The sequence below is a fragment of the Anaerozeibacter quisquiliarum genome (assembly GCF_051162045.1).
Taxonomy (GTDB): Bacteria; Bacillota; Clostridia; order Christensenellales; family Aristaeellaceae; genus Anaerozeibacter; species Anaerozeibacter quisquiliarum.
The window spans coordinates 37,382-63,509 of record NZ_JBISDI010000021.1 but is presented as its reverse complement, the minus strand read 5'-3'; the positions used below and the strand labels follow the sequence as shown (position 1 = coordinate 63,509).

The 26,128-nt window shown below is 61.3% G+C and carries 22 protein-coding genes; 2 read left to right on the top strand and 20 right to left on the bottom strand.

Going from position 1 to position 26,128, the window contains the following annotated elements; all coding sequences use genetic code 11:
- The 6 genes from ACH6CV_RS10690 to ACH6CV_RS10665 all read right to left on the bottom strand — a co-directional run bounded on the left by ACH6CV_RS10690 (window position 1) and on the right by ACH6CV_RS10665 (window position 6,884).
- Entirely contained in the window at window positions 1-852 is an 852-nt protein-coding gene (locus ACH6CV_RS10690) for a phosphoenolpyruvate hydrolase family protein (RefSeq protein WP_456358182.1), read from the bottom strand.
- A 93-nt stretch (window positions 853-945) separates the two neighbouring features.
- Window positions 946-1,662, bottom strand: a complete 717-nt coding sequence (locus tag ACH6CV_RS10685) for an ABC transporter ATP-binding protein (protein ID WP_456358181.1) — start codon at window positions 1,660-1,662, stop codon at window positions 946-948.
- Window positions 1,655-3,457 carry a branched-chain amino acid ABC transporter ATP-binding protein/permease gene (locus ACH6CV_RS10680; RefSeq protein ID WP_456358180.1) on the bottom strand — a complete coding sequence of 601 codons (1,803 nt, stop codon included), beginning with the start codon at window positions 3,455-3,457 and terminating at the stop codon, window positions 1,655-1,657. Before ACH6CV_RS10680 ends, ACH6CV_RS10685 begins: the two co-directional genes overlap by 8 nt.
- 7 nt (window positions 3,458-3,464) lie before the next feature.
- Complete coding sequence (locus ACH6CV_RS10675; RefSeq protein WP_456358179.1) at window positions 3,465-4,364, bottom strand: branched-chain amino acid ABC transporter permease; 900 nt, start codon at window positions 4,362-4,364, stop codon at window positions 3,465-3,467.
- Window positions 4,365-4,500: 136 nt separating this feature from the next.
- Window positions 4,501-5,748, bottom strand: a complete 1,248-nt coding sequence (locus ACH6CV_RS10670; protein ID WP_456358178.1) for an ABC transporter substrate-binding protein — start codon at window positions 5,746-5,748, stop codon at window positions 4,501-4,503.
- A gap of 239 nt (window positions 5,749-5,987) precedes the next feature.
- The gene (locus ACH6CV_RS10665; RefSeq protein WP_456358177.1) at window positions 5,988-6,884 is read right to left on the bottom strand and encodes a LysR family transcriptional regulator; all 897 of its coding nucleotides are present in this window, start codon (window positions 6,882-6,884) and stop codon (window positions 5,988-5,990) included.
- Between the two features lie 639 nt (window positions 6,885-7,523).
- Here ACH6CV_RS10665 and ACH6CV_RS10660 point away from each other — a divergent pair.
- Window positions 7,524-7,952 carry a hypothetical protein gene (locus ACH6CV_RS10660; RefSeq protein ID WP_456358176.1) on the top strand — a complete coding sequence of 143 codons (429 nt, stop codon included), beginning with the start codon at window positions 7,524-7,526 and terminating at the stop codon, window positions 7,950-7,952.
- Between the two features lie 467 nt (window positions 7,953-8,419).
- Here the strand turns inward: ACH6CV_RS10660 and ACH6CV_RS10655 are convergent, their stop codons facing one another.
- The 14 genes from ACH6CV_RS10655 to ACH6CV_RS10590 all read right to left on the bottom strand — a co-directional run bounded on the left by ACH6CV_RS10655 (window position 8,420) and on the right by ACH6CV_RS10590 (window position 24,891).
- Window positions 8,420-8,947 carry a nucleoside-triphosphatase gene (locus tag ACH6CV_RS10655; protein ID WP_456358175.1) on the bottom strand — a complete coding sequence of 176 codons (528 nt, stop codon included), beginning with the start codon at window positions 8,945-8,947 and terminating at the stop codon, window positions 8,420-8,422.
- A complete protein-coding gene (locus ACH6CV_RS10650) occupies window positions 8,944-9,972 on the bottom strand; it encodes an XdhC family protein (protein ID WP_456358174.1) in 1,029 nt (342 codons plus the stop codon). Before ACH6CV_RS10650 ends, ACH6CV_RS10655 begins: the two co-directional genes overlap by 4 nt.
- Window positions 9,973-9,976: 4 nt before the next feature.
- Window positions 9,977-11,047 (bottom strand): ABC transporter substrate-binding protein, encoded by a 1,071-nt coding sequence (locus tag ACH6CV_RS10645; protein WP_456358173.1) that lies wholly within the window; start codon window positions 11,045-11,047, stop codon window positions 9,977-9,979.
- 17 nt (window positions 11,048-11,064) lie between these two features.
- A complete protein-coding gene (locus ACH6CV_RS10640; RefSeq protein WP_456358172.1) occupies window positions 11,065-11,796 on the bottom strand; it encodes a class I SAM-dependent methyltransferase in 732 nt (243 codons plus the stop codon).
- On the bottom strand, window positions 11,796-12,575 hold the full coding sequence (locus ACH6CV_RS10635; protein WP_456358171.1) for an ABC transporter ATP-binding protein: 780 nt from the start codon (window positions 12,573-12,575) through the stop codon (window positions 11,796-11,798). Before ACH6CV_RS10635 ends, ACH6CV_RS10640 begins: the two co-directional genes overlap by 1 nt.
- A complete protein-coding gene (locus ACH6CV_RS10630; protein ID WP_456358170.1) occupies window positions 12,572-13,612 on the bottom strand; it encodes a FecCD family ABC transporter permease in 1,041 nt (346 codons plus the stop codon). The genes ACH6CV_RS10635 and ACH6CV_RS10630 overlap by 4 nt, the downstream gene beginning before the upstream one ends.
- A gap of 375 nt (window positions 13,613-13,987) precedes the next feature.
- Complete coding sequence (locus ACH6CV_RS10625; protein WP_456358169.1) at window positions 13,988-17,071, bottom strand: alpha-mannosidase; 3,084 nt, start codon at window positions 17,069-17,071, stop codon at window positions 13,988-13,990.
- Between the two features lie 45 nt (window positions 17,072-17,116).
- Window positions 17,117-17,968 carry a carbohydrate ABC transporter permease gene (locus ACH6CV_RS10620; protein ID WP_456358168.1) on the bottom strand — a complete coding sequence of 284 codons (852 nt, stop codon included), beginning with the start codon at window positions 17,966-17,968 and terminating at the stop codon, window positions 17,117-17,119.
- A 1-nt stretch (window position 17,969) separates the two neighbouring features.
- Entirely contained in the window at window positions 17,970-18,908 is a 939-nt protein-coding gene (locus ACH6CV_RS10615) for a carbohydrate ABC transporter permease (RefSeq protein WP_456358167.1), read from the bottom strand.
- Window positions 18,909-18,972: 64 nt separating this feature from the next.
- A complete protein-coding gene (locus ACH6CV_RS10610; protein ID WP_456358166.1) occupies window positions 18,973-20,181 on the bottom strand; it encodes an ABC transporter substrate-binding protein in 1,209 nt (402 codons plus the stop codon).
- A 311-nt stretch (window positions 20,182-20,492) separates the two neighbouring features.
- A complete protein-coding gene (locus ACH6CV_RS10605) occupies window positions 20,493-21,542 on the bottom strand; it encodes an LCP family protein (protein ID WP_456358165.1) in 1,050 nt (349 codons plus the stop codon).
- A 114-nt stretch (window positions 21,543-21,656) separates the two neighbouring features.
- Window positions 21,657-23,003 carry a TrpB-like pyridoxal phosphate-dependent enzyme gene (locus tag ACH6CV_RS10600; protein ID WP_456358164.1) on the bottom strand — a complete coding sequence of 449 codons (1,347 nt, stop codon included), beginning with the start codon at window positions 23,001-23,003 and terminating at the stop codon, window positions 21,657-21,659.
- 520 nt (window positions 23,004-23,523) lie between these two features.
- On the bottom strand, window positions 23,524-24,372 hold the full coding sequence (gene aroE / locus ACH6CV_RS10595; RefSeq protein ID WP_456358163.1) for a shikimate dehydrogenase: 849 nt from the start codon (window positions 24,370-24,372) through the stop codon (window positions 23,524-23,526).
- A 57-nt stretch (window positions 24,373-24,429) separates the two neighbouring features.
- Window positions 24,430-24,891 carry a hypothetical protein gene (locus ACH6CV_RS10590; RefSeq protein WP_456358162.1) on the bottom strand — a complete coding sequence of 154 codons (462 nt, stop codon included), beginning with the start codon at window positions 24,889-24,891 and terminating at the stop codon, window positions 24,430-24,432.
- Window positions 24,892-25,031: 140 nt separating this feature from the next.
- On the opposite strand from ACH6CV_RS10590, the gene gcvT reads away from it, so the two are divergent.
- The gene (gene gcvT, locus ACH6CV_RS10585; RefSeq protein ID WP_456358161.1) at window positions 25,032-26,120 is read left to right on the top strand and encodes a glycine cleavage system aminomethyltransferase GcvT; all 1,089 of its coding nucleotides are present in this window, start codon (window positions 25,032-25,034) and stop codon (window positions 26,118-26,120) included.
- Window positions 26,121-26,128: the final 8 nt, after the last annotated feature.

Sequence of the window (26,128 nt, the reverse complement as noted above, 5' to 3'; positions counted from 1 at the left end):
TCACCTTACGCCGCCCTCGGCTTTCAATTTGGACATAACCGGCGCTTTGTACCGGCTTACGACATCGCGCACCGCTTGCTCCACCGGAATGCGCTCAATACTTGATCCGCCGAAATAGCCGTCCACGCCCGTCCGATCATAGAGCAGGCGGGTGGATTCGGGTGTGTTGAAGGGCCCGCCATGCCCCAGCACAAAGACCTGGGGATTTTTAGCCTTGGCTGCGTCGGCAATGCGGCCGATCTTCAGGGCGGCCGTCTCCATGTCCATGGGCGGATAGCCCTCGCTGCCGCCCTGTGTCGGGCCGCAGGTGGCAATGATGACGTCCGCGCCCGCGTCCACCATGGCTTCCGCGTCCGCCGGGTAGAACACAAAGCCAACGCCCAGAAGGTTTCGCTGACGGCCTTTGGCGATCAGCTCGCACTCGTTTTCAAAGCCGTGCAGATAGCTTTTGGAGCGGCCGCGGAACTGGTCGCAGTAAAACTGGATGGTCGGCAGGTTGCACACGCCGGAAACGCCGCTTTGCACAAACCGGTCCAGCAGCCGGTCCCGATCCAGGCTCTCGATGTCGTTGGCGTCCAGACCCGCGATCAGAGGCGTATTCTGAACCACCATCCACAAATCCCGCTGTATTTCCATGGTCAGGTTTCCGCTGAAATCTCCGATGACTCGGGTGGGAAAGCCCATCCACCGGCTCATGCCCAGCGTGCCAAAGACAATCAGATCCGCGCCAGAAAACTCCGAGCACTTCCCCACGATTCCGTTGCTGGCGCCCACGGCCACGATGGGGCTGCCCGCCCCGGTCGTGGCGCGAAGCCGCGCGATTGTCTCACCGCGCATAAAGATTCTGCCCATGTCCGTATCCTCCTCGCATTATCGCTTTGCGTCGTTTTACGCATGCTTTAAGTAGGGGGCCGATCAAACCGGCTCCCTCAGGCCGCTATGATGTTACATGCCCAGATACGCCTGATGAACGTGATCGTCGTGAAGCAGCGCGTCGCTTTCGCCGGCCATGGCAACTCGCCCGTTTTCTATGATGATCGCGCGCTGGGCCACCCGCAGACACTGTTGAATGTGCTGCTCGACCATAATCACCGTTACGCCTTCGCGGTTGATCTTGCGCACCGCCTCAAACACGTCCAGCACGAGCCGGGGCGAAAGGCCCCACGACGGTTCGTCGAAGATGAGCATCTTCGGACAGCTCATCATCGCGCGCCCGATGGCCACCATCTGCTGTTCGCCGCCGCTGAGCGTCCCCGCGAATTGCTTTTTGCGCTCGGCCAGCCTCGGGAAAAGCTCGTAGACGTGCTCCAGGGACTGGTTCATCCGCGCCCGCGCCTCGGGCAGGCATGCGCCCACCTGAAGGTTTTCTAGCACCGTCAGGCTGCTGAAGAGCAGTCGGCCCTCTGGTACCTGCACAAGCCCCATCTCGACGCGCTTGTTGGGCTTCTCGCCCTCGATGGGCTTGCCCAGAAAACGGATGCTGCCCGTAGCGCCGGGCGCCACGCCGCAAATGGCGTTGATGATGGAGCTTTTCCCCGCTCCGTTGGAACCGATGATGGCCATGATCTCGCCCGGCTCCACCGCGAAATCCACGTCGCGCACGACCGTCAGCGCTCCGTATTTGACGGCGAGGTTTTTGACCTCCAATATTTGCTCAGTCATCGATCTTCTCCCCCAAATACACCTCAATCACATGCGGGTCCTTCACGACCTCGCCCGGCGCGCCCACGCAGATGATCTCTCCGTGATCCAGCACGATCACGCGGTCGCACAGGTTCATGACGGCGCGCATGACGTGCTCGATGACAATGACCGTTATGCCGTATCCCACAAGGGAACGTATGATGCCGATCAGTTCGTTGACCTCGTTGTCCGTAAGACCCGCCATCGGCTCGTCCAGCATCAAGAGCCGGGGGTTGGTGGCCAGCGCCCGCGCCATGTCCAACCGCTTCTGCTCCGCCACGGTAAGATTGGAGGGCAGCTTATCCGCGCGATGGGCAAGGCCCAGGATGTCCAGAATCTCATCCGCGATGGCGGCGGCTTGATCAAAGTCGCGGTTTCGTAGCATGACGCCCGCCATAACGCTCTGGCGCACATTCATCCGGAAGAAGGGCTTCACGCTTTGAAAGGTCCTCGTCAGACCCAGCTTGGCCAGCTGATTGGGCCGAACGCCGTTTTTCAGGCGATGCCCCATATAGCAGACGGCGCCGCCGGTGGGCTTGAAAAAGCCGGTAATGGCGTTGAATATGGTGGTCTTGCCCGCGCCGTTTGGCCCGATGATGCCGAAAATTTCGCCCGGGTTTACCTCAAAGCTCACGTTTTCCACCGCCTTGAGGCCGCCAAAGTACATGCACAGGTTCTCCACCTTGAGAATCGGCCCGTCAAAGGTCTGGGGCGGCGCTTGAATGACTGACGCCGTATCCGCATCTTTCTGCGCGTTCGCGCCGCCCCGCTTCCCCGGCTCGGACGCTTCAGGTTTCCCGATTCCAAAACGCTTGCCCAGCTTGGCCTTGAGAAGCGGCAGAAGTCCCATCGGGCAGAAGCGGATCACCGCGATAAGCGCCGCGCCGTAGATAATCAGATCCGCGCCCGCCCAGGAACCGCCGCCCAGGATCGCCCGCAGCAGCGTATCCAGCGGCACGAGCAGCACCGCGCCGATCACCGGGCCCCACAGCGTGCCGATGCCGCCCAGCATGGTCATCGTCACCATGTCCATGCCGATCTGCGCGTCGAAAATAGTGGAGGGATCGATGTAGAGGCAATAGTGGGCGTAGAGGGAGCCGCCCATGGACACCATCAGGCAGCTGATGCCCATGGCCCAGAGCTTGGCGCCCATCGTATCCACGCCCAGGCTGCTGGCCGCGTCGTGATCGTCGCGCAGGGAGAACAGATCCAGTCCCAGCTTGGATCGGGAGATTTTGTAGGCCGCGAACAGCGCCACCACCAGAAAGGTCAGGGCGATGTAGACATAGCCCAGCTTGCTGTCCGGGAAATAGATGTAGGCCAGCCCGTCGTTGGTCACGGGGTAGGAAAAGCCCTGCGAGCCGTTGGTGAAATCCTTGAAGTAAATCATCAGCTGGCGGGCGATGGTTACAAGCGCCATGGTACCCAGCGCGAAGAACGCGCTTCGCAGCCGGAATATCGCCAAACCCAGCGCCACGCCGATGAGCGCCACGGTCAGCGCGGCCAGCACCATGGCCAGCCAGGGATTCAGGCCGCCGCGCACATAGAGAATGGTGGAGAAGTACGCACCCACGCCCACGAAGGCGCTGTGCCCCAGAGACATCTGCCCGGAGAAGCCCGACATAATGTTCCAGCTCACCGCGAGATAAGCCTTGATGGCGACGAGGAAAAGGATGTGCAGAAAGTAATTGCTGTTTTTCGTCGCCAGAGGCAAAAGGATGATCGCGAGGATACCGATCAGGACTTCCGCATTTTTCTTTTTCTTCTCTAACATTTGTGCATCATCTCCCCACGCGCATACTCTTTCGGCCGAACAGTCCCTGCGGACGGACGATCAGCACGACCAGGAACAGGACGTAGAAGGCGACCTCCTTTAGATGCACGGACACGTAATAGCCGGTAAAGGATTCCACCACGGCAATGAGAATGGCCGCCACCACCGCGCCGGGTATGCTGTTGTAGCCACCTAGAATGACCGCCACAAAGGCGATGGATTTCCATGTGTTTCCCGCGGTTGGCGTGGTCGCGTAACCGGTGCATAAGACCGCGCCCGCCGCGCCGATGCAGGCAAACCCCAGGGCGATGGCCAGCTTGTACATGGCGTCCACGTCCAGACCGCACAGCGATGCGCCCCGCCGCTGGTCGATGATGGCCCGCAGGCACCGGCCCTTGAACGAATACTGAAGGAAGAGAAACAGCGCCAACATTAAAACGATGGCAATGCAAAAGCCGATGACGTCCAGAAGGCTGATACGAATCACCGTGCCCAGCATGGGAATCTTGAGAATCCGGTTGAACGCGCCCATGGACACGTATCTCGGGTCGCTCTTGAGAAGCAACAGCGCCAGATTCTGAACGACGATGGAGAGCCCCACGGTTGTGAAGATCTGCGCCGTGGTGCCCTGGTGCACGAGCCGCTTGAACATCAGCCGGTACATGAGCAGACCCAAGGCGAAGAAAAGGGGCACAATGTAGACAATCGCCAGATACGGATGCAGGTTCAAAATCGCATAGGAGAAGTAGCCCGCGTACATCGCCAGCATGACGAATTCGCCGTGGGCGAAATTCAGGATCCGGCACACGCCGTAGATGATCGTAAGCCCAATCGCCAACAGGCCGTAGAGGCCGCCCTTCATAATGCCGTTGAGCGTCAATTGAATATTCAGCGCCAATTCTACCATCTGTGCATTCGACCTCCTTAACTGCTCAGCCCGCCCGCCGGGAGCGCTTCGGCTGGCGGATGCAGGCGCGCTTGCGGCGCGGTTGGCGGCCTGAACGCGCGCGTCCGATTCAGGCCGCCAATCCGCCGCTGCCCTGTCAGCCGCCGAATGCGGGCGCGGGCAGCACGATCTCGATGCCGTCGGAAGCCACCGGATACACCTGCCAAAGCTCGGCGTCTTGCCACTGGCACACGATCACGTTCCCGGTTGCGATGTTCTGGCCGGGTTCGGGCGCCGTTTTGTCCGCGAATTTCGCGCCCCAGCCGTTGATCATGGTGCCGGAGGGAATCTCGATGTTCAGGAACGCCTCGCGGATGGATTCGGAGGAATAGATATCCTCGGCGGAATTGAGGATCTGCCCCAGCACCATGACGCCCTGGGCGACCTGCGAAACCAGATGGTTGTTCACCGGGTCCTGATTGTAGCGCTGCCGGTAATCGGCATAGAATTTGCGAAGCTCGGGCGCGTTGTCGATGGGGCTGTTTTCAATGGTGTAGTTCGTGCAGAACGTGTACTCCGCCAGAGGGCCGTATGTCTGGTAGTAGGCGGTGCTGCCAAAGCCCGCACCGTTGCCGACGATGGCCTTGACCTCCAGGCCCAGCTCATACGCCTGACGGTAGAACAGCGTACAGTCCACAAGCACGGAACCGGAGATGATGGCGTCACAGTTAGACTGAATGAGCTTCATAATCAGACTGGACATGTCGGTCAGCTCGCGGCTGTACGTCTCATAAACGGCAGGCTCCAGACCGTATTCGCGCAGTTTGGAGGCTGCGCCGTCGCAGATGGAGGAACCGTAGGCGGAGTCCTCGCCGATGATGGCGATGCGGATGTCCTTGGGGGTAGTGCCCATCAATTCGGCGCTCTCCACCAGGAACTGTACCGCGTATGCGCCCTCGTCCCAGGCCGAGGGATTGAGCCGGAAGAAGTACTCATAGCCGCGCCGCGTCAGATCCGCCGAGGGCGACGCCATCTCGTAAAAAACGACCTTGTTCTGCTCGGCGATGCTGGAGGCGGGAAACCCTGCGGAGCTGCAGTACGTGCCGGCGACGACCTGAACCCTTTCCACCTCGATGAGCCTGGTCACTTCCGCCACACCGGAATCGGCGTCGTTTGCGTCGCAGTAAATCATTTCAAGCGGTTTGCCCTTGATGCCGCCCGCTTCGTTGATGTAGTCAACGGCCATTTCCACGCCCTTTTTCGCGTCCTGTCCGCCCGAGGCCAGATTCCCCGTCAGCGGAAGCATCATGCCGACCCGATAGGTCTGTCCGTCCTCCGCCATGGTGCCGCCGCACAAGCCCACCGCAAGCGCTAGCGCCAGAAGCATCGATGCCCACCTTTTCATTTCCGTGTCCTCCCTTGTATTTGTCGACGCTCCACGGCGCCGCTGGTTTCAACGGCTTCATTATCCCCTACTTGCAGGCGATTGTAAAATACTATATTCCTATCCAAGTGCGAAAAGCATAAAAATAATTGATGGTCTCCGAATATTTCCTATGAATTAGTATATAAATGCTAGATTATCCGATTCAATTCATCAAAATCTGCATATCATTTGTCGATATAGTCATAAAGTTCCAGTGGCTATCTCCATGTGATGAATCGGAATCTGCTCAACTCCTCCAGCAGGCTGACCATGGCGCTGGACATTTGCGGATACCTGCGCCAGTGAATGGAGAGCTGCAGGCGGATGGGATCCTGGATGGGCACGCAGGCGATGTCGCGTCCAATGGTCACCATCTCCGGGCGCAGCAAGGCCACAACCTCGTTGTTGCTCAGAAGCCTGCTCAGCGTACTGGCCTGATTGAGGTAGATCTGCCGGGGCGGGGTACAGCCCGCTCTTTCAAACCATCGCTTGATTTCCTGGTTGGGAAAGGCTTTTTCGGAATAATTGGTGGCCAGCGTCTCTTCCTTGAGCATCTGGGGCGTGATGACGCGCTCCTTAGCCAGAGAATGCCGCTTGTTCAGGCACAGGTAAATGCTGTGCTCACAGAGCATCATGCCTTCAAACTGCGCGAAATGCGGATCGTTGAGCACGTTGACCGCCATATCCAGCTGCTTTTCCTGAAGCAGAACGGCGACGTCCTCAGGCCGCTTCTCGCTGATCTGTATATGAATCTGGGGATACTTGCTTTGGAACTGCTTTTCAAAACGCATGAACTCGGGAATCAGGTAGACCGCCGTGATATAGGGAACGCCGATGCGGATGAGCGTCCCCTTTTCGGCGACGCATTGCATCTCCTGCTTGACCTGCTCGATCTGCGCCAGAATACCGCAGGCCTGCGTATAAAAATATTCGCCTTCCTTGGTGGGAACAATGCGGTTGTTCTTTCGTTCAAAAAGCCGAACACGCAGCTCCTCCTCAAGCTCCCGAATCGCCATGGTGACTGTGGGCTGCGCGACGTAGAGCTGTTGGGCGGCCCTGGTGATGCTCCTGTTGATATAGGCCGAACAAAAGTAGCGCATTTGGCTGAATTTCATACGCGATTTCCTCCCGCGCCCACACTTCTTCCCTATACAGAATTCTATCACACATCGCCGCAATTGACAATTCATTGCCTAAGCGCGGAGGGTCGGCGCGCGGCAAGTTTTTATTCTGCGCTTCCCTCAAAGATGGATCCAATATCATTTCTACGGATGCGTAGAAGGCGTTCAAATCCGAATGCAGTATCACTCGCTGCCCGGTCACGGCTCTCGCTCCTCTCGGAAAAACTGCCTATTGACAAAGCTGCCTTCCCGGAATAAAATACGGGTGCGAATGCTTGTTCGGTCGCGCCCGGATTATCGTCAACCCGAGATGCCTGTCAAGAAGGGAGATACTGGGGGTTGAGATGCGGGCCTATGTGAATGTAGACGCTACGTTTGATAGGCGCGGGCGGGTTTTGCCCCGCGCGCTTGTTTGGGAGGATGGTTGACAGGCAGAAGGCAACCTTCGTGAGCGAGCGTTTCTTACCCGCACAAAACAATATTTCAGAATTGTCAAGAGCAAAAGGAATGCGACTGCTTCATCCGGCGTAAATTGGACAGCGGGCGGACCCGATTGACGTCCGGCCCGGACACCCTCTAATGGAATTGCCGATTGGAATCCTCCCGGAAAACGGGTCTGAAAGAGGTGTACACATGGAGAAGAATGGCAAGTTTCTGAAGATTCTGACCGTGGTCGGTACCGTGCTCGTGTGGATCCCTCTGGTGGTGCCCATCCTCTTATCGATCCCCGTAACCGTCTCAACGGGCACGCTGCGCTTTGACTACCTGATGCCCGCGGAGTTGTCCCCCTTCTCACTTTTCGGAGGGTTGATGCTCGCCGTCGCCGCCTTCCTGGCGCGTTCGTACCGAAAGCCCATCCTTTGGAGCCTGCTCATCTCGGTCGTCGCCCTGGTCGGCGGGCAGATTTACGCCGTGGTCAGCGGGCTCGCCTCGGGATCCGTCGCCGCGGAAGGACTGCCCTGGGCAGTGGTACTCACTTCATTGGCTGTCTACGTCGCAGCTTTGCTCGTCCTTGGCCTCGCAGCCCTGCGGTTCACCAGGAGCATGTTCAGGCAACACTGAGGAACGGCTTAAGCAGCATGCGAGATTTGAGTGAAGGCGGCGCGGCATGCGCCGTTTTTCTTTTCGCCGCCTTCGCTGAAAACCAATGCGATATACCTTGTGGGTTCGGGGGCAACGCCCCTGATGGTCGGTTACTGCTCCGGCGTCACGGCACCAGCGGCTTTGCATCTCAAAAGGCGTAATGGGACGATTGGCGGATCCGCAAGGCGTTCGTTGTGGTGTGGAACGGATGCATCTGTGGCCGGGCTTCGGCACAAACGCCGTGCGGATTAGTTGGGAAGGACTTCCGGCACCGAGTCGTAGGGCAACTCCAACCTGGTGCTTCTATGGCGTCGTCATGCCACCGATCCATTTAGGATGGTAAATGGTAGGGAGCGTATTTTCGCACGATTTTTCCCAGATTCCAGAGGTTGCCGACAATGTGATTCTTCAAACAGCAAAGGCCTCATCTTCAAATATTCTATTTTTTAGTGAGATGCCCATGCATCCATCACGGCGCTCAATTGCCTGTATAGGTCCCCGCGGTTGTCCGGAGTGATGGTAAAATTCGCCGCGTTTGGGCGCGCACGCACCGCATTCAGAAAGGGCACATCGAGTCGCGCCTTGACGGCCGCGATCACCGGGATGCGGCCGTCAAGCGCTTCAAAGACCTTTTGCACAAAGAGATCGGCTTTCGCCTCCATGAACCCCAGTTCATCCATCACAATGAGTCCGTCCTCCGGCGCATCCAGATACCGTACGCCCAATGTGTTAAAGACCTCCAGCGAAGCGCCGTGCATTTGGGAATTGCACATGCCGATGCGGTTTCCCGTCGTATAGACGCGCTCCAACGCGCCCGCCGGGTGGATGTAGATCGGGTGGAAGCCCGACGCGTCCGCCTCCATGCGCTGGGTGATGAATCCATAGACTGGGCGCGTCGTATGGGTGAGCAGCCTTTGGATCAGCGTACTCTTGCCCGCGCCGATCTCGCCGGTGATCAGGATGTGCTTTATCATGCCCTCGCCTCCGCCAGCTTTGCCCGATGGAGGATCAACTCCGCCGCGACGCTGATGGCGATCTCCGCCGGCGTCTCCGCCTGAATCTCCAGCCCGATGGGCGTATGGATACGGGGGAGTGCCTCTTCCGGGATGCCCGCGTCGATCAGGCGCTTGCGGGTGACCGCGATCTTGTGACGGCTGCCGATCACGCCGATGTAGCAGGCTTGCGTTCGCAGCGCTTGATTCAGCACTTCGAAATCCGCCTGATGGCCGCGGGTCATGATGACCACGTAGTCGTCCGGCGCAACTGAGACTCTGGAGCCGATGTCTGAAAACCGCCCCATGACGGTCCGGATCGCCGCGGGAAACAGCGCCGGATCGGCGAAGGCCTCCCTGTCTTCGTAGACGACCACATTGAACCCGATGTGGGCGAGGACCGGCACCAGCTCCTGAGATACGTGCCCGCCGCCAAACACGTAGACGTATCCCGCCTGCGTAAGTGGCTCCGCATAAAAGGAAGGCGCATCCTTTTTCAATACACCTCGCGCCTTTAGGAGCGGCAGGATGTCCGCCTCCGGGATGCCGTCCGCGAACAGAAGCCCTTTGCCGCGCTCGTAGACGCCCATGCGACGCGCACCGCCATCGGCGATTTCGGTGACGAGCCAGGTGCTTTTCTGCGTGCTGAACAGTGAGACGATGTATTCGAACAGCCGGAGCGCCGAAGGGCCCGTCCCGGAGAAGAACTGGAAATAGACGGTGACCTGGCCGCCGCAGATCATGCCTATGTCGGCGGTCTGGTTGGGTGCCAGGTTGAAGCCGTACGTGAAGGCGGCCCGTTCGGTCAGCGCTTTTTTCGCCATCAACGTGCTGTGGTATTCCACAGCCCCGCCGCCGACGGTTCCCAAAGTGGAACCGTCAGCGAACACGGCCATCTTCGCGCCGCGGCCGCGGGGGGTAGAGCCGGAGCTGGCGATGATACTGCACAGCACCAGATCTTCCCCGCGGGAGAGCGCGTCACGGATTGCAGTGAACAGTTCTTTCATGCCTTTACGCCGCGGGTGCGAGCGTCGCCTGGGAGCCGAGGGAGTTTATGACGAGCGCGTCATACTGCGCCTGGGTCAGGTCACTGTGGTAGAAGAGCTTGAAGTACTCCTGCACCGCCGGGAACAGGTCGTACTGCGCAGTCTCGGGGTAGAGTAGCTGCGCCATCCACATCATGCCCAGGTAACGCTGCACGGAAGGCGGGAAACCCATCCAGTTGTAGGGACCGAAGGGAACTTCGCAGTACGTCCCGTTCTTGATGGCGGTAATCTGCTGCCAGGCCGGGTCGGAGCCTGCGCTAGAGTAGATGCTGCCCGGCGCAAACAGGATAACGTCCGGGTTCCACTTCAGAATCTGCTCCATGTCCACCTCATTGCCCGAGCCCTTACTGGAAGGCTCGGCTACCTCGGCAAGGTTGTTTGAGAGTAGATCGATGACTTCCGCATGGAAGGACCCCTTGGCAATCACATGAAGACCCTTGTCGCCAGTGATGTAGAGGAGGTTCGCCTTCTTTGCGCCAACCGCGATTTCCTTTGTGCGGGCATAGGTCTTGTCGCAGTAAGCGGCTAGCGCCTCGGCCTCATCCGTCATGCCCAGGAGTTCGCCCAGCTTGCGATAGGCGTCGCCCGTGGCAGCGGTGGTGGCAGTGATGTGCACGAAGGGGATGCCCGTTTGCGCTTGCAGACCGTCAAGGTCTTCCACGATGGTCTTCTTGGGTTCGCCTACGTCGATGACCACCTGCGCGCCGCTGGCCAAGAGCGTCTCCAGGTTCAGTTCACCCTTGCCGCCGTAGAGTTGGCCCAGTTCGGGCATGTTATAGTACTTGGCGTCGATGTACTGCTCGGCAGCCGCGTCCCACTTGGAGGCGACGCCCACCAGCTTGTCCGGACAGAGCGCGAACAGCACGATCTGCGCCAGCGGGCCGGAAATGGCCACTTTGTCGATCTGGGCGGGTAGCGTCACCGTGCGCCCCGCGGAATCGGTGAACTGTTTGGTTGCCGCTTCGCCGAGCGCCGCCGGAGCCAGAAGGGAAACCAACATCAGGACCGCCAGCAGGAAACCAAGGCACCTCTTCATTTCTCTTCCCCCCAATTTCAAGGTTCTATGGAATCGGGAATCGCTTCCGCATCCAGCACGATCAGGCCCGGCGTACAATTGGCCGGCAGGTAATACGGGAACTCCTTTGAATCCGTGCTTTGGAGTCGCCCTATGACATCCTCCGGGTTCACGGATGCTCCCTCCGGGTCCCAGCCATATAGCTGGAAGAACCGCGCTGCGTCCTCAACACATCGGAACGGTTGACCCATGTCCAGCGGGAATGCCTCGGACCAATGGGGCACGCCCAGCGCGTCCAGTTCTTGAAGCGTATCGGAAAAAGTGAACCGCTTGAGCGGTCGGTCTGCAAGCGAAAACCGGTGCGCCGTCCAGTTTTTCTTGATGAGCACTGCCTTCCCTGGACACTGGGCCTTGACCACCCGGAGGATTTCAACCGTTCGGCCGAAGAAACAGAAAACCATCGCGTCGTACCTCTCCGCAGGTTCCATGGAGAACACGTTGCCTTGAAGGATATCCAGATTGGCGATATCCCGGATGCGGGCGTTCTCCCGGAGCACGGAAAGCGCCGCCTCCGACAGGTCCACCGCGGTCACGCGGGCGCAGCGAGCCGCCAGCGCCAGCGAAAGGTACCCCAGTCCGCAGCCCGCGTCGCACACGCGCGCGTTCTTAGGTAAATACGGCGCGATGCGCTCTGCAATCTTTTCTTCAAACCCAGTGTATGCCGCCGCATCGCGGCGGAAGCGAATCACGTCCTCAGTCCAGTCGAACATCACCGGCCCCTCCCGAAAACCACCGGCGCGATCAACGGTCCCGTTTCCGTCTCGATCATCCTTGCACGGACGCCATAGAGCGTTTCGATCAGGCCGGCGTTCACGATATCCTCCGGCGCGCCAAACGCCGCGACCCGGCTGTTCGAAAGCGCAAGCGCTGCGTCCGCGTACCACAGTGCGTGCTGGGGGTTATGGGTCGACATCACGACCGCATACCCTTCATCCGCAAGGCCGCGGACCACCTGCAGCACCCGGTTCTGGTTGCCGTAGTCGAGAGACGCGGTGGGCTCGTCCATGAGAAGCGTCCGGGCGTTCTGCGCCAGCGCCCGTGCGATCAAGACCAGTTGCCGCTCGCCGCCGGATAAATGCGCAAAGGTCGCCTCCGCCAGATGGCCGATCTTCAGCCGCTCCAGTGCCTCACGGGCCGCTTCCGCTTCCCGAAACCCCGGCACCGATACCGGCGATACGCCATGGGAGGTGCCCATCTCGACCATCTCCAGTGCCGAGTAGCCGAAGGCCTGTGCCTGCGCCTGCGGGATGTAGGCAATGCGGTGGGCAAGCGCTCGTGGAGAAAGCGCCCGCGCGTCGGCGCTGTCTACCCGGATGGAACCGTCGTAGTGGCGCAGAATCCCGAGGATACACTTGAACAGCGTGGTCTTGCCAGCGCCGTTGGGGCCCAGCACCGCCAAGAGTCCTCCGTCCGGGGCAGAAAACCCCACATCCCGCAACACGACATGCGCACCGTAGGAAAAATCCAGGTTTCTGACCTCGATACTCACAGCGTCTTCTCCCGCCGCACAATCAGGTACACGAAGAACGGCGCGCCGATGAAGGCCGTCAGAATCCCGATGGGAATCTCAACCGCCAGGAGGTTCCTCGACACATCGTCCACCACCAACAGAAACGCCGCGCCCGCTAAAAACGAGGCGGGCATCAGATACCGGTAGTTGCTGCCGACGAGCTTTCGGCATAGGTGCGGGGTGACCAGTCCAACCCAGCCGATCATGCCGCTAACCGACACGCTGGCCGCAGTGCCCAGCGTCGAGCACACGATAACAAAAAACCTCAGGAGGTTCGTGTTGACTCCGAGAGCGCGGGCCTCCTCGTCTCCCAGCGTCAGCAGGTTGATCTGCCAGCGCAGAAGATACAGCGGAATCAGCCCAAGTGCCATTGGAACGAATATGAATGCCACATCCTTCAGCTTTGCGCCAGAGAGACTGCCCATCAGCCAGTAGGTGATCTGCGGCAACTCGTTGGTGGGATCCGCCACCAGCTTGATGTAGGAGACGCCCGCCGTTAAGAGGGAGCCGATCATGATACCCGCAAGGATCAGGTTCACCACCCTCAGGCCCGGCGCGCGCTGCGCGATCAGGTATACCGCGCATACGGTGACCATGCTCACAATAAAGGCCGCGACCATGATCGTCCGGGTTGAACCTCCCAGGAGGATTGCGAGCGCCGCGCCGAACGCCGCGCCGCTGGATGCCCCCAAGATGTCCGGTGAGGCCATTGGATTGTGAAACACGCCTTGATAGGACGCTCCTGCCGCGGAGAGGCAACAGCCGACCAAGCATGCCATCAGAATGCGCGGCAAACGGACGTTGATAACCGCTATCTCCATCGGGCCGGTCCAGTTCTGCGTCAGCGGGACCACGCGGTCGATCAGAATCCTGGCGACCTGTCCGACGGGCACGCCGTAACGCCCCAGCGAGAAGGAAATAAGAATGACGCCAAACAACACCGCGGAGAGGAGCAAAAGTACCCGCCGCGGGCTTTTCAACCGTTTTGCGTTCACCGTCGCCTTTCGATCGCCCATTTTCCAACCCATACGACGAAATTCGTTATATTTGCGCAAGAATAACGTGGCAGTATTATAGCAGACACGCGGGATCGTTGTCTATACTTTTTGGTACTGTCAGTAATTTTTCGCAAATCCGTCCATGGGAAGGGAACATCGGCCTAAATCGTCCGCCTCCATGCCGGCGTGAGTTCTTTCAATCTCCGCGCCGATTTCAAATGTGCGGGAAAACGCTTCGCGCAGCACATCCTCGCACGTCAGGCCCGAGGCGTCGTTGTCCAGCTGCGCAAATTGGTTTACAGCCGGAGCCTTTATGAAGCTCGCTTGTCACAAAAAAGTCCGTATGCCTTGACATGCGGACTCTTTCTGTGCCCTTTAACTTGGGATGTGTCGTCAAAGGATGCGCAACGTCTTAATCTCGTAGGGGCGCAGGGAGAAGGCCGCGGTTCGGGTATTTTGGGCGACTTCGCCTTGGTCGTCTTCCAGCAGGTTGCATGCGCGAATGGAGGTCGCGTCAAAGCCCAGCGTCAACCGGACATCCGGCGTACGCCGGCCGAAGAACTCGTACAGGCGGATGATTAGGCCCCTGCCGTCCGCCGCCTGTTTGACGACCTCGATCAGCACATTGGGCGCATCCACCGATGCGAACGGGGGCACAACGGAGCGCCGGCCTTCGCAGGCGATCACCGGGATGTTCAGCTTAAGCGCCATGTCCTGCGTGCCCGCCTCGCGCCAGTTGCCTTCGTGGGGCATCAGGCTGTAGGTGAAAACATGCGCGCATTGGTCGGCGTCGGGGTCGGGGTGCGTGCTGCTTTTGAGTAACGTCAGCGCGATGCCCCTGTCGTCCACGCTGTGGCCGTACTTGCAGTCGTTGAGCAGGCTCACGCCGTAACCGTCCTCGGAGGCGTCCACCCACTTGTGGGCGCACACCTCGAAGCGCGCCGCGTCCCAGCTGGTGTTGCGGTGGGTCGCGCGGCGCACATTGCCGTACTGCACGTCGAACGTCGCCTCGTTGTAGAATACGTCGACCGGGAAGTGCGCCTTGAGCAGATACTGCTTCTCCCGCCAGTCGGCCTGTGTGTCGAAGTCGATGCGGCCTAAATCCCGGTAGACGGTGATCCGCTGCTCGATCATGGAACGCATGTAGCGGTAGCGCACTTTTATGCGCGCGCACACCGGCCCGCAGGATACGACTTCCACGCCGTCCACCGCGTCCACATCCCAATGGCGGCGGTCGTAGTAGATGTTGATGTCCCACGCGTCGTAGTTGTGGGGCTTGTTCTCGTAACAGACGATGCGGTTCAGCGCCTCGCCGGCCTTCACCAACTCGCGCCGGGCGCGCCTGTCGTACAGCCGCGCGATGCGCATCGCGCCGTCAAACGCCCCGATGAACGAGGATGTCTCAAAGCCGTCGGCCGAGACCGAGACGGATTCGGACTGCACCTCATCCGCGCACAGCTCGAATGGCGTGATCGAGAAGGGCTCAAGGCCGCGCACAAAGGCGCAGCATTGCCCCTCCACGCGCTGCACCGGGGTGAGCGCGCCGTCCGGCCCGCGCAGCGACCCGACCCATTCGGGCGCGTCGAACCAGACCACGTCGTCGCGGCGGTGGGACAGGGTGTTGACGAAGCTCACGTAGTTTGCGTCCGCCTCGGACAGCGCCCGCAGCGCGTCCGCGCGGATGTCCTTCAGTTCCCGGCCCAGCCGGGCGTAGGTCTCGTCGGAGTCCTCGTAGACCTTCTTGATCGACGAGCCGGGCAGGATGTCGTGGAACTGCAGCGTCAGCGCGTCCTGCCAGATGCCGTGGAGCGCTTCGGCGGGGTAGGGCAGGCCGGCCCGCGCCGCCGCCGCGCACAGGAATTCGGCGTCGCGCAGCGCAAGTTCGGTCTTGCGGTTGCCCAGCTTGTTCTTGGCCACGGCGGTGTAGGTGCCGCGGTGGTATTCCAGGTACAGCTCGCCCGACCACACCGGCAGCCGGGGATCGCCCTTCACCCGCTTCTCCAGCGCCTCGAAGAACTCACGCGGGTGCATTTGTCTCACGACCGGCACGCCGGGCAGCGGGGTTTTCATGCGCCGCGCGTTTTCCAGCATCCAGTCGGTGGGGCCGCCGCCGCCGTCGCCGTAGCCGTAGCTGACCAGGAACTCGCCGTCCAGCCCCTTCTGCTGGAAGCGCTGCCAGCCGCCCCGGATGTTCGAGGGGTCGATCAGCGCGTTATAGGTGGTGTAGTGCGCGAGGCCGTCGTGGATCTGCTCGTTGAACTCGCGCGCCGGCGAGAAGTGGGTCAGCACCTCGCTGCCGTCGATGCCCCGCCACACGAAGGTGTCGTAGGGCAGCAGGTTGTACTCGTTCCAGCTGATCTTGGTGGTCATGAAGTAGTCGATGCCCGCGCCCTTCATGATTTGGGGCAGCGCCGCCGAGTAGCCGAACACGTCGGGCAGCCACAGTACCCTTGAACGCTTTCCGAATTCCCTTTCAAAGAATTCCTGGCCGTGCAGGAACTGCCGCACCAGCGATTCGCCGCTCGTCAGGTTGCAGTCGGCCTCCAGCCACATGCCGCCCTCGGGTTGCCAGCGGCCCGCCGCGATTTGCGCCTTGATGCGCTCGTACAGCTCGGGCTGATCCTCCTTGACGTACTGATAGAGCGCCGGCTGGCTCGACATAAACTTGTATTCCGGGTAGCGGTCCATCAGGTTCAGTACCGTGGCGAAGCTGCGCGCGGCTTTGTGGCGCGTCTGCTCGATGTCCCACAGCCAGGCTACGTCGATGTGGGTATGCCCCACGCAGTCGGCCACCGCCACCGGCTGAAGCGCGGCGCGCGCGTCATAGTATTCTGTTTTCAGGTAGGCGCGCGCCTCCCCGACCGACCGCTCAAACGCCTCGCTCCAGGGCTCGCGCAGGTCGAGCCGGTCGAGCGCGCGGGCGAGCACCTCCAGCGTCACCTCGCGCTCACGCTCGCCCTCGGGCATCATGATCGCGGCGGCATAGGGGTTCTCGATGTCGTAGCACAGCTGCTCGAGCGCCCAGTCGGTGTCGCACAGGCGCACGTCCAGCACCGGGTAGACCTGCCCTTTCTCGGGCGGCTGGGCATAGGCCTCGAACCGCACGTCGAAAGCCGCGCCGGGCTGCGCTCGCTCCTGCAGCACGATCGACGGATGGCGCGTGTCGAACGCCGACTCGACCCGCCCGTTGATGGCGACCAGGATTTGCGGGTTGACCGCCTCCCACAGCCCTTCGCGCCCGGTCTTGACGCACAGCTTGACCCGGCCCCGGAAGCCTTGCGGCACGCGCGCCGTAAAGCGGAACACCTGCCAGGGATCGTCCTTCGACCACTCGGAGCCGTTGTCAAACGCCCGGAAGTCCCCGGAGCCGCGCGGAGCGGTTTCGATACCTTCGACCGCCACGCTCTCCCGCGCGATCAGCCCCTTGAGTTCCGAGAGCATGCGTCTTACCCGCGCGTCCAGTTGGTGCAACATCATATAGGTGGTTCCTCCTTTGATCGGCCCTTTACCCGTATAATTCGGCTACCCCTTTACCGCCCCGGCCGTCAGGCCGCGGATGAACTGCTTGGACATGGTCAGGTACAGCAGGATGACCGGCAGCGCCGACAGAGACAGCAGCGCCAGCAGCTTCGGCCAGTCGGTGGTGTATTGGCCCTGCAGCTTGGTCACGGCCAGCAGCACCGTCTTCTGGCTCTCGAGGTTGATGAAGATCAGCGGGAACCACAAATCGTTCCAGATGGGCACGAGGTTGTAGATGGCGACCGTCGCCAGCGCCGGGCGGATCAGCGGCATTACGATCTTCCAATAGATCTTGAAGCGGCTGGCGCCATCCATGTAACCCGCGTCGTACAGTTCGCCGGGCAAGCCGCGGATGAACTCGGTCAGGATAAAGATGGCCGTCGGGATGCCCATGGCGGTGTACACCGGGAACAGGCTCCAGAGCATGTTGAGCAACCCGAATGCCTTCATCATTTCCAGCAGCCGGATCGTGGCGATCTTGATGGGCAGCATCATGCCGATGATGATGGCGAAGTAGATGACGCGGGATGTCCGCGTCCGCCAGTGGGCGAGCGCAAAGGCGCACAGCGAGCCCAGCATCAGAATCAGCGCGAGTGAGACGACCACCACCAGCAAGCTGTTGCGGAAGTAATTGAAAAAGTTGCTGTCCGACGTAACCGACCGGTAGTTTTCGAGCGTCCAGCTGGTCGGGATGCCGAAGGGGTTGCCGTAAATGTCCTTGCGGGTCTTGAAGGTGTTAATCAGCAGGATCCACACCGGGAACATCGCGATCAGCGACCAGATGACCAGCACGATGTGCGAGGGGATGTGCAGGTTCTCGATCCGCATGGACCGGAACTTTTTTTCGCTTTTCATGTCATTCCCTCCCCTGCGTCAGGCTCAGCGTGGGGATGACGCCCAAGAGCAGCATTGCGAAGACCGAGGTGGCGATCGCAGCGCCCACGCCGGGCTCCGGGATGCCCACCGGGTGCTGCCCCGCGACGCCGTAACGGTAGAACAGCGTGCCGATGAGGTCGGTGGTGTAGTTGGGCGCGCCGTCGGGCGTCTCCATCGAGTACACCGCGTCGAAGGCGTTGAAGTTGGCGACGAAGGTCAATACGGCGATCATGCCCACCACCGGCAGGATCAGCGGCAGCTTGATCCGGGTAAACTGCTGCCAGGTGTTTGCGCCCTCGATGGACGCGGCCTCGATCAGGTCGTCCGAGATGTTCTGGAATCCGGCGACGAACATCATCGTCGGGATGCCGACCCACTGCCAGACCGACACCAGCGACACCACCGACAGCGCCGTTCCCGTTTCGCCCAGCCAGGAGCGCACCAGGAACCCCAGCCCTATCTTCTTGAGCGTCGCGCCGGCCCAGATCGGGTTCAGCATCAGTTTGAACAGGTAGCCCGTAACCAGGACCGCGATCGTGCAGGGGATGAAGATCACCGCTTGATAGAACGAACGGCCCCGCATCGTGCGGTTGGTGAGGATGACCGCGAACAGAATGCCCAGCGCATTTTGCAAAATCATGTGATAGGCGAAAAACACCCAGGTATTCTTGAACGCCGTCCAGAACCTGAGCGAAACCACGGGATCGGTGAACAGCCGCACGTAGTTGGCGAAACCCACGAATTCGCGTGCGCCGGTGGTACCCGAATAAAGCGAAAGGCGCACCGAGTCCAGCAACGGATACGCCATAAACACCAGGTATACCGTGAGTGCGGGCAGGATGTAGCGCATCCAGTATCCCCCGCTGGGGTTGATGCTGCCGCCTCCCCGGCCCAGCGCGGTGTAAGACTTCGCCGTCATCAGCATCCCTCCTATAAAAATAAGAGAGGCGAGGCGTGAGCCCGCCCCTCTCATATGTACGACCCTATTGCAGCGCTGCCAGGGTGTCGGCGGCGGCCTGCGGGGTGGTCTCGCCGCGGCAGATGGCGTTGAGCTGCTCAACCATCGGCGTGTAGTAGTCCATCATCTTGGGCCAGATGAAGCGGGCGTCGAGCGTCTTGCCCTGGTTGAGGGCCAGGATGTCGGTCACGCGCTCGTTCTTAAAGGTGATGGGGGCGTTTATCATCGGGAAGAAGCCGGCGGGCAGGTAGTCCGCGGTGATCTGCGCGCCTTCGGGCGTGGCCAGCCAGGCGAGGAAGGCCTTGACTTCCTCGGGGTGCTTGGTGGCGTTGTTGCCGGTGATGCCCATGTCGGGGTGGAAGCACACGCCGGCCGTCTTGCCCGCGGGCGCGGGGAAGGTCATGGTGCCCCAGTCGGTGTCGTATTCGTCCTTGAGCGGGCCGCAGCTCCAAGAACCGTCGATCAGCATCGCGGCGTTGCCCATGCCGAAGTACACGTTGGCATTGTCGTTATCGATCGCCTCAAAGCTCTCGGGCAGGAACGGAACCAGCTTCGCGAAATCCTCGAGAATCTCGACGAACTGGGGATCGTTGAACTTCTTTTCCTTGGTTTCGTAGGCGACACGACCCTTGGAGTCGATGTAGTTGGGGATCATGCCCAGCAGCACACACTCCAGGATGTCCCAGTTGGAGGCGATGCCGTTGGCGAACACCGTCACGCCGTTGTCCTTGAGCTTCTGGCACATGGCGATGAATTCCTCATACGTCTGAGGCAGTTCGGTGATGCCGTTGTCGGCGAAGATCGTCTTGTTGTAATAGATCGGCTGGGACACAGCCGCGAAAGGCACCGCGAACAGCTTGCCGTCGGCGGCGGTCCAGGGCTCGAGGCTGGTGGCCGCGAAGTTGTCCTTCACGCCCGCGACGTCCGAGCAATCCATTGAGAAGCCCGCGGTATAGAGCTCCTCGCCGGTGGCGTAGGAGCGGGAATAGTAGAGGTCCGGGCCGGTGCCCGAGTCGAGCTGCAGGCGCAGCACCGAGTTGTACTGGGAGGACTGAGTGGGCTCGAACACGATCGTCACGCCGGTGAGTTCCTTGTATTTGGCGAGCAGGGCGTCGACCATGGCGGCGTCGGTGTTGCGCCAGGAGCCCATGGTCAGCGTGACGCCCTCCGCCAAGACAGTAAAGGGCGCAATCGCGAGCAAGACCGCCAGCAGGAGCACGACCAGTTTCTTCATAAAAACAACCTCCTTCAAACTCTTGATACAAACGCGCAAACGCGCAGTTGCGCGCGATATCCCGCAAAGTCCCGGACAAAACGCTACTGTTGGCAGAAACTTTATTTTTTCACGCATAACAATAATATCACGGCCGCAGGAAATTTGCAAGGGGTTTTCTCAAGCGCTCGAGGTGCGTTAGCAAAGGGGGCAACGCAAGGCCCGCGCAAGACCCGCGCAAGGCGATGGGGACTCGGGCCTGAGCCCCGGCGGGGCTTGGGGCCCTCAAGAGTCCCTCCATCGCACACGCGGAAAATGCGGGGGCCTTGGCTTTATTCCTCCAGCAGGAATTCGGTCATCGCCTTCAGGTTCTTTTCGCGGTTGGGCACGTACACCGCCATGCCCGAGATGCGCTTGGCCTTGAACGAGTTGTCGATCGGGATGCGCAGCTGGCGCACCTCGCTGTCCTTGAGCTGGAAGGCGGCCGGGGCCAGCGCCATCATGTCTATGATCGACATGTCGGTCTCGACCTTGTCCATGTTGTTCATCGCCAATTGCGCCAGTTCCATCATCGACTTGCCCTTGATCTTCTCCATGCACTTGAGGATGACCTCGCGCTGGCGCACCGTGCGCCCGGCGTCGCCGTTGGGATCGCCGTAGCGGTAGCGGGCGTAGGCCTGCGCCTGCTTGCCGGTCATCAGTTGCTCGCCCGCTTCTTGGAGCAGCCCGTCCTTGGTCGGCAGGCCCAGCACCTTGTTGTCCCACTTGATGATGGCGTTCACCCGGGGCACGTACTTCTTCTCCACGGTCAGCGTCAGCCCGCCCAGTTGGTCGATCACGCTGGCCAACGCCGAGAAATCGACCGCCACGTAGTGATCGACGTCCACGCCGAAGTTGAGCTTAAGCGTCTTAATCAGCAACTCCGGCCCGCCGAACACGTAGGCGGCGTTGAGCCGGTTGTTCTTTTTCCCGGGGATCTCGACGTACAGGTCACGCTGGAACGAGGTCATCTTGATGCAGTTGTGCTCGGCGTCCAGCGTCATGAGGATCATCGTATCCGAGCGTCCGGTCTTTTCCTTGGGACGGCGGTCGAGCCCGATCAGCAGGATGTTGGTCATGCCGCCCACCGCCGCGAGCGCGTCCTGCTGCTGCGCAATGCCGTCGGCCACATCTTCCAGCGCGACCTCCTCGTCCGGGTCGTGGTTGACGTCGTCGTTTTCGTCGGGCTGATCCATATCGTACTCGTCCCCCAGGTATTCGCCCTCGACGCTGATCGGTGCGGGCGCAATCGGCACGGCCAGCGCGGCCGCGCACCCGAGCGTCAACACCACCGCAACGAGCAGCGCCACAACGCGCCGCCAACCGCTCAACTGCCTGTTCATCTGCCTTCTCCTCGCTTCTCTCGTGTGGTTTTAGCTATAAGACGCATCAAAACGCGGAGAAGTTGCGCCTGCCGCGCGCGCCGTGATGAGTTTGCGTTGAGTTTTTGCGTCCCGTCACCGCGCGTAGATCTGCGCGTCGGTGGGCACCTGGTCACTCATCGTGCCGTCCAGGTAGCTGCCGTAGGCCGTCATGTCAAAGTAGCCGGTGCCGGTCAGGCCGAACAGGATGATCTTGGCCTCGCCCGATTCTCGGCAGAAAATGGCCTCGTCCATAGCGCAGCGGATCGCGTGCGCCGACTCGGGCGCGGGCAGCACGGTCTCGAGCCGCGCGAACGTGACCGCCGCGTCGAATACCTGCGTCTGCTCGTAGGCCACCGCCTCCATGTGCCCGTCGTGATACAGCTTCGACAGGATCGGCGACATGCCGTGATAGCGCAGCCCGCCCGCATGGTTGGCCGACGGGATGAAGCCCGAGCCCAGCGTGTACATCTTGGCCATCGGCGTGATCTTGCCGGTGTCGCAGAAGTCGTACTCGTACCGGCCGCGCGTGAGCGAGGGGCAGGAGGCGGGCTCGACCGCGATGAAGCGCGTGTCGCGGCGCCGTCCGATCAGCTTGTCGCGCATGAACGGTGCGATCAGCCCGCCCAGGTTGCTGCCGCCGCCCGCGCAGCCGATCACGATGTCCGGGTACTCGCCGAACTCCTCGAGCGCCGTATAGCTTTCCAGGCCGATGATCGACTGGTGCAGCAGCACCTGGTTCAACACCGAGCCCAGCACGTAGCGGCACTCGGGCGTAGACACCGCCGCCTCCACCGCCTCGGAGATCGCGCAGCCGAGGCTGCCCGTGGTGTCCGGGTCTGCGGCCAGGATGCCGCGCCCGGCGTTGGTCGTGCCGCTGGGGCTGGCGATCACCTTTGCTCCGAAGGTGCGCATGACCTCCTTACGGTAGGGCTTCTGATTGTACGAGCCCTTGACCATGTAGACGGTGAGATCGAGCCCGAACGCCGCGCAGGCCTCCGACAGCGCCGTGCCCCACTGGCCCGCGCCGGTCTCGGTGGTGAGCGACTTCATGCCCTGCTCCTTGGCGTAGTAGGCCTGCGCCAGCGCCGAGTTGAGCTTGTGGCTGCCGGAGGTGTTGTTGCCCTCGAACTTGTAGTAGATGTGCGCGGGCGTGTTCAGCGCCTGCTCCAGCCGGTAGGCGCGCACGATGGGCGAGGGCCTGTAGATCCGATACATGTCGGCCACCTGTCCCGGGATCTCGAATTCGGCCGTGTCGTCGTCGAGCTCCTGGCGGATCAGCTCGTCGCAAAACACCAACCTGAGGTCGTCAAACGTCATCGGCCGGCGGGTGCCGGGGTTCATCAGCGGCGCGGGCTTCTCGGGCATGTCGGCGCGCAGGTTGTACCAGGCGCGGGGCAGCTTGTCCTCCGGCAGGTAGTAGCGATAGGGGATGCGCTTCATGATGTCGTCCTCCTCGTAAAGTATTTGCCGGTCGCGAGCGACAAAAATAGTCTGTCCCAATCTCATGGGACAGACTAGAAGTCTGCGGTGCCACCCGTGTTGCCGAAAATCGGCCGCTCGCTTTCGCATACCAGCATATGCGCTTCGATGATAACGGATGAAGCTCCCGTCGGATACTAGCGGGGGAATCGCCGACCAAGGCACGCGCGCGGTGACGAGCCGATTTTCGTCAGATTGGGCCTTGAGAAACCGAAGGCGCAGCAGCGCTGCGTCGAGGATTCGAAAGGCCCGAGATGGCGGAAATGCAGCCGCCATCGTGCGTGGGATTTGATCGGTGGTTCCCTTACGTTCGCTCCGCCCTCAGCGGTCCATTCGGCGCTCATCCGGTTGCCGCACTCACACCGCCGGCGGCTCTCTGGGAATCGGACGCTGCGCGTACTACTCCGCATCACAGGTTTGCGCATAATTATACCGATGCGCGGCGCGCCGTCAAGCCCTGTGCCGAAAATTTACATAAGTACTACCGCGCGTTCTCCTGTTCGAGCGCCCGTTTCATGGCCTCGATCGGGGCTTCCTGGCCGGTCCACAGCTTGAAGCCGATCGCGCCCTGGTAGACCAGCATACTCAGCCCGTCGAGCGTGTGCGCGCCGCGCAAACGCGCCGCCTGCAAAAACGGCGTGTCGGCGGGGTTCGGGATCACGTCCTGCACGATCATGCCCTCGCCGATGTCCTCGTAGCGGATATCGGGGCGGCCTGAATCAGGGTACAGCCCGACCGAGGTGGCGTTGATTAAGATGTCGCACGCCGGGATGGGCACGGTGCCGATCCAGGGGATGAACGAGGCCCGGCACTCGGTCTTTTCGTTGACGAGCCGCGCCAGCGCCTCGCCCTTGTCTACGTCGCGGTTAATCAGAATGATCTCGCGCACGCCCGCCAGCGCGCACTCCACGCAGATCGCGCGCGATGCGCCGCCCGCGCCGAGCACCGTAATCCGCTTGCCGTCAAGCGTCACGCCGTTCCGCTCGATGCCCGCGACGAAGCCCTTGCCGTCGGTGTTGTGGGCGATCAGCCGGCCCCCTTCATTGACCACCGTGTTGGTCGCGCCGATCAGCTTGACCTCGCTTTCCTGCTCGTCGACGTAGCGCAGCGCCTCGATCTTGTGCGGCACGGTCAGGTTGATGCCCGCAAAGTTCATCGCGCGCATGCCCCTGAACGCGTCCTCGAGGTCTTGCGGCCTCACCAGCAGCGTCAAGTAGCGAAAATTGAGGTTCCGTTCGCGAAACGCCGCCTCCTGCATTGCGATGGTCGGGTTCTCGTCCACCGGACACCCGAACACGCCCACCAGCTGCGCGCGATAATTCTTTTCCATAAGGCGGCTCCTTTCCTTGTCATGAAGATAAAAGGGGCGGGCGACCGCAGGCCGCCCCTACGCAATCGCGCGGATCGTTTGCAGACAGGCCCCCGCCCGGTTCAGGGCGTCGTCGGTCACACAGTAGAACACGATCTCATAGAAATGCTCGTCCCCGTCCATGAACACCGCGCCCAACTCGCCCTCGGCGCGGTACTTCAGGTATTCGACGCCGTTCTGCTCGCAAATCTCCACCCCGTCGAGAAACTCATCGTCGCGGTACTCGTCGTACAACTCGTCCTTGGTTCGCCCGTCGGTCGCGAACGTGCGCACATACAGTTCGAGCTCGTCGTCGATGGCGGCGTACACCATGCCCTCCGCGACGTCGTCCGCGGTCAGCTCCTGCGCCTCGAGCGACGCCGGGCGGTCGAGCAAGAACGCACCGCCGAACTCGACGCCCAAATCCTCCTGCGCCATCGCGCGCACCCCGAAGCACATCGTCAGCGCCAGCGCGAGCAAAAGCGCTCCCCATCGCCTCATGGATCCACCTCCAGCCTGCATTTCCGATTCAAAAGCAGTATACCACAACCGTGCGAAAAAGAAAACCTCCCTTGACACCCCTTTTGCGGAAGGGTAAAATGGGGTATCATAGGATGTCATCGCTTAAGGAGGACGCCGTCATGGAGAGAAAGACGCCCCTGTTCGATCGGCACGTGGCCGCAAACGCGAAGATCGTGCCGTTCGCCGGCTACCTGATGCCGGTGCAGTACGAGGCGGGCGTGATTGCCGAACACATGGCCGTGCGCAAACAGGCCGGGCTGTTCGATGTGTCGCACATGGGCGAGTTCATGCTCGAGGGCCCGGACGCGCTCATGAACCTGAACCACTGGCTGACCAACGACTTTACCGGCATGGCGGACGGCCAGGTGCGTTACTCGCCGATGTGCAACGAGGCGGGCGGCATCGTGGACGACCTGATCGTGTACCGGTTTGGCGAAGAGCGCTACATGATCGTGGTCAACGCCTCGGGGCGCGAGAAGGACTATGCCTGGATGAGCGCGCGCCTGAAGGGCGACGCGCGGCTGACCGACCGCTCGGACGCGCTGTGCGAACTGGCGCTGCAGGGGCCGGCCGCCAGGGAAATCCTGTCAGAGCTGACCGATCCCGATCTGCTGGCGCAGAAGTACTACTATTTCACGCCCGAGGTTGCCGTGGGCGGCATCCGCTGCCTGATCTCGCGCACCGGCTACACCGGCGAGTTCGGCTACGAGCTGTACGCCGATGCCGATCAGGCCGAGCGCCTGTGGGATATACTACTTGAAGCCGGCCGCGCACACGGGCTGATCCCCTGCGGGCTGGGCGCGCGCGACACGCTGCGGCTCGAGGCTTCGATGCCGCTGTACGGGCACGAGATGACCGATGAGATCACGCCGTTCGAGGCCGGGCTCGGCTGGGCGGTGAAGCTGGCCAAGGACGACTTCATCGGCAAGTCGGCGCTCGTGGAGAAACCCGTCCTGCGCACGCGCGTGGGGCTCAAGGTCACCGGCAAGGGCATTGTGCGCGAGCGCCAGGCGCTGTACATGGGCGAGCGCCAGGTGGGGTTGACCACCTCGGGCACGCACCTGCCGCTGCTCGGCGGAGCCTATGCGATGGCGCTCATCTCGCCCGAGGCGGCCGAGGTCGGCACGGCGCTCGAAGCCGACGTGCGCGGGCGCAGGGTGGCCTGCGAGGTGGTCGCGCTGCCATTCTACAAGCGCGAGAAGAAATAGCATCATGA

Bases quoted from the DNA above. Each gene is read 5' to 3' on its own strand.
- ACH6CV_RS10670 (WP_456358178.1), bottom strand. From the start codon at position 5,748: ATGAAAAGGTGGGCATCGATGCTTCTGGCGCTAGCGCTTGCGGTGGGC.
- ACH6CV_RS10600 (WP_456358164.1), bottom strand. From the start codon at position 23,003: ATGAAGCGCATCCCCTATCGCTACTACCTGCCGGAGGACAAGCTGCCC.
- ACH6CV_RS10630 (WP_456358170.1), bottom strand. From the start codon at position 13,612: ATGGGCGATCGAAAGGCGACGGTGAACGCAAAACGGTTGAAAAGCCCG.
- ACH6CV_RS10610 (WP_456358166.1), bottom strand. From the start codon at position 20,181: ATGAAGAAACTGGTCGTGCTCCTGCTGGCGGTCTTGCTCGCGATTGCG.
- ACH6CV_RS10655 (WP_456358175.1), bottom strand. From the start codon at position 8,947: ATGATAAAGCACATCCTGATCACCGGCGAGATCGGCGCGGGCAAGAGT.
- aroE (WP_456358163.1), bottom strand. From the start codon at position 24,372: ATGGAAAAGAATTATCGCGCGCAGCTGGTGGGCGTGTTCGGGTGTCCG.
- ACH6CV_RS10645 (WP_456358173.1), bottom strand. From the start codon at position 11,047: ATGAAGAGGTGCCTTGGTTTCCTGCTGGCGGTCCTGATGTTGGTTTCC.
- ACH6CV_RS10605 (WP_456358165.1), bottom strand. From the start codon at position 21,542: ATGAACAGGCAGTTGAGCGGTTGGCGGCGCGTTGTGGCGCTGCTCGTT.
- ACH6CV_RS10615 (WP_456358167.1), bottom strand. From the start codon at position 18,908: ATGACGGCGAAGTCTTACACCGCGCTGGGCCGGGGAGGCGGCAGCATC.
- ACH6CV_RS10650 (WP_456358174.1), bottom strand. From the start codon at position 9,972: ATGAAAGAACTGTTCACTGCAATCCGTGACGCGCTCTCCCGCGGGGAA.
- ACH6CV_RS10625 (WP_456358169.1), bottom strand. From the start codon at position 17,071: ATGATGTTGCACCAACTGGACGCGCGGGTAAGACGCATGCTCTCGGAA.
- ACH6CV_RS10690 (WP_456358182.1), bottom strand. From the start codon at position 852: ATGGGCAGAATCTTTATGCGCGGTGAGACAATCGCGCGGCTTCGCGCC.
- gcvT (WP_456358161.1), top strand. From the start codon at position 25,032: ATGGAGAGAAAGACGCCCCTGTTCGATCGGCACGTGGCCGCAAACGCG.
- ACH6CV_RS10680 (WP_456358180.1), bottom strand. From the start codon at position 3,457: ATGTTAGAGAAGAAAAAGAAAAATGCGGAAGTCCTGATCGGTATCCTC.
- ACH6CV_RS10665 (WP_456358177.1), bottom strand. From the start codon at position 6,884: ATGAAATTCAGCCAAATGCGCTACTTTTGTTCGGCCTATATCAACAGG.
- ACH6CV_RS10675 (WP_456358179.1), bottom strand. From the start codon at position 4,364: ATGGTAGAATTGGCGCTGAATATTCAATTGACGCTCAACGGCATTATG.
- ACH6CV_RS10685 (WP_456358181.1), bottom strand. From the start codon at position 1,662: ATGACTGAGCAAATATTGGAGGTCAAAAACCTCGCCGTCAAATACGGA.
- ACH6CV_RS10660 (WP_456358176.1), top strand. From the start codon at position 7,524: ATGGAGAAGAATGGCAAGTTTCTGAAGATTCTGACCGTGGTCGGTACC.
- ACH6CV_RS10590 (WP_456358162.1), bottom strand. From the start codon at position 24,891: ATGAGGCGATGGGGAGCGCTTTTGCTCGCGCTGGCGCTGACGATGTGC.
- ACH6CV_RS10620 (WP_456358168.1), bottom strand. From the start codon at position 17,968: ATGAAAAGCGAAAAAAAGTTCCGGTCCATGCGGATCGAGAACCTGCAC.
- ACH6CV_RS10640 (WP_456358172.1), bottom strand. From the start codon at position 11,796: ATGTTCGACTGGACTGAGGACGTGATTCGCTTCCGCCGCGATGCGGCG.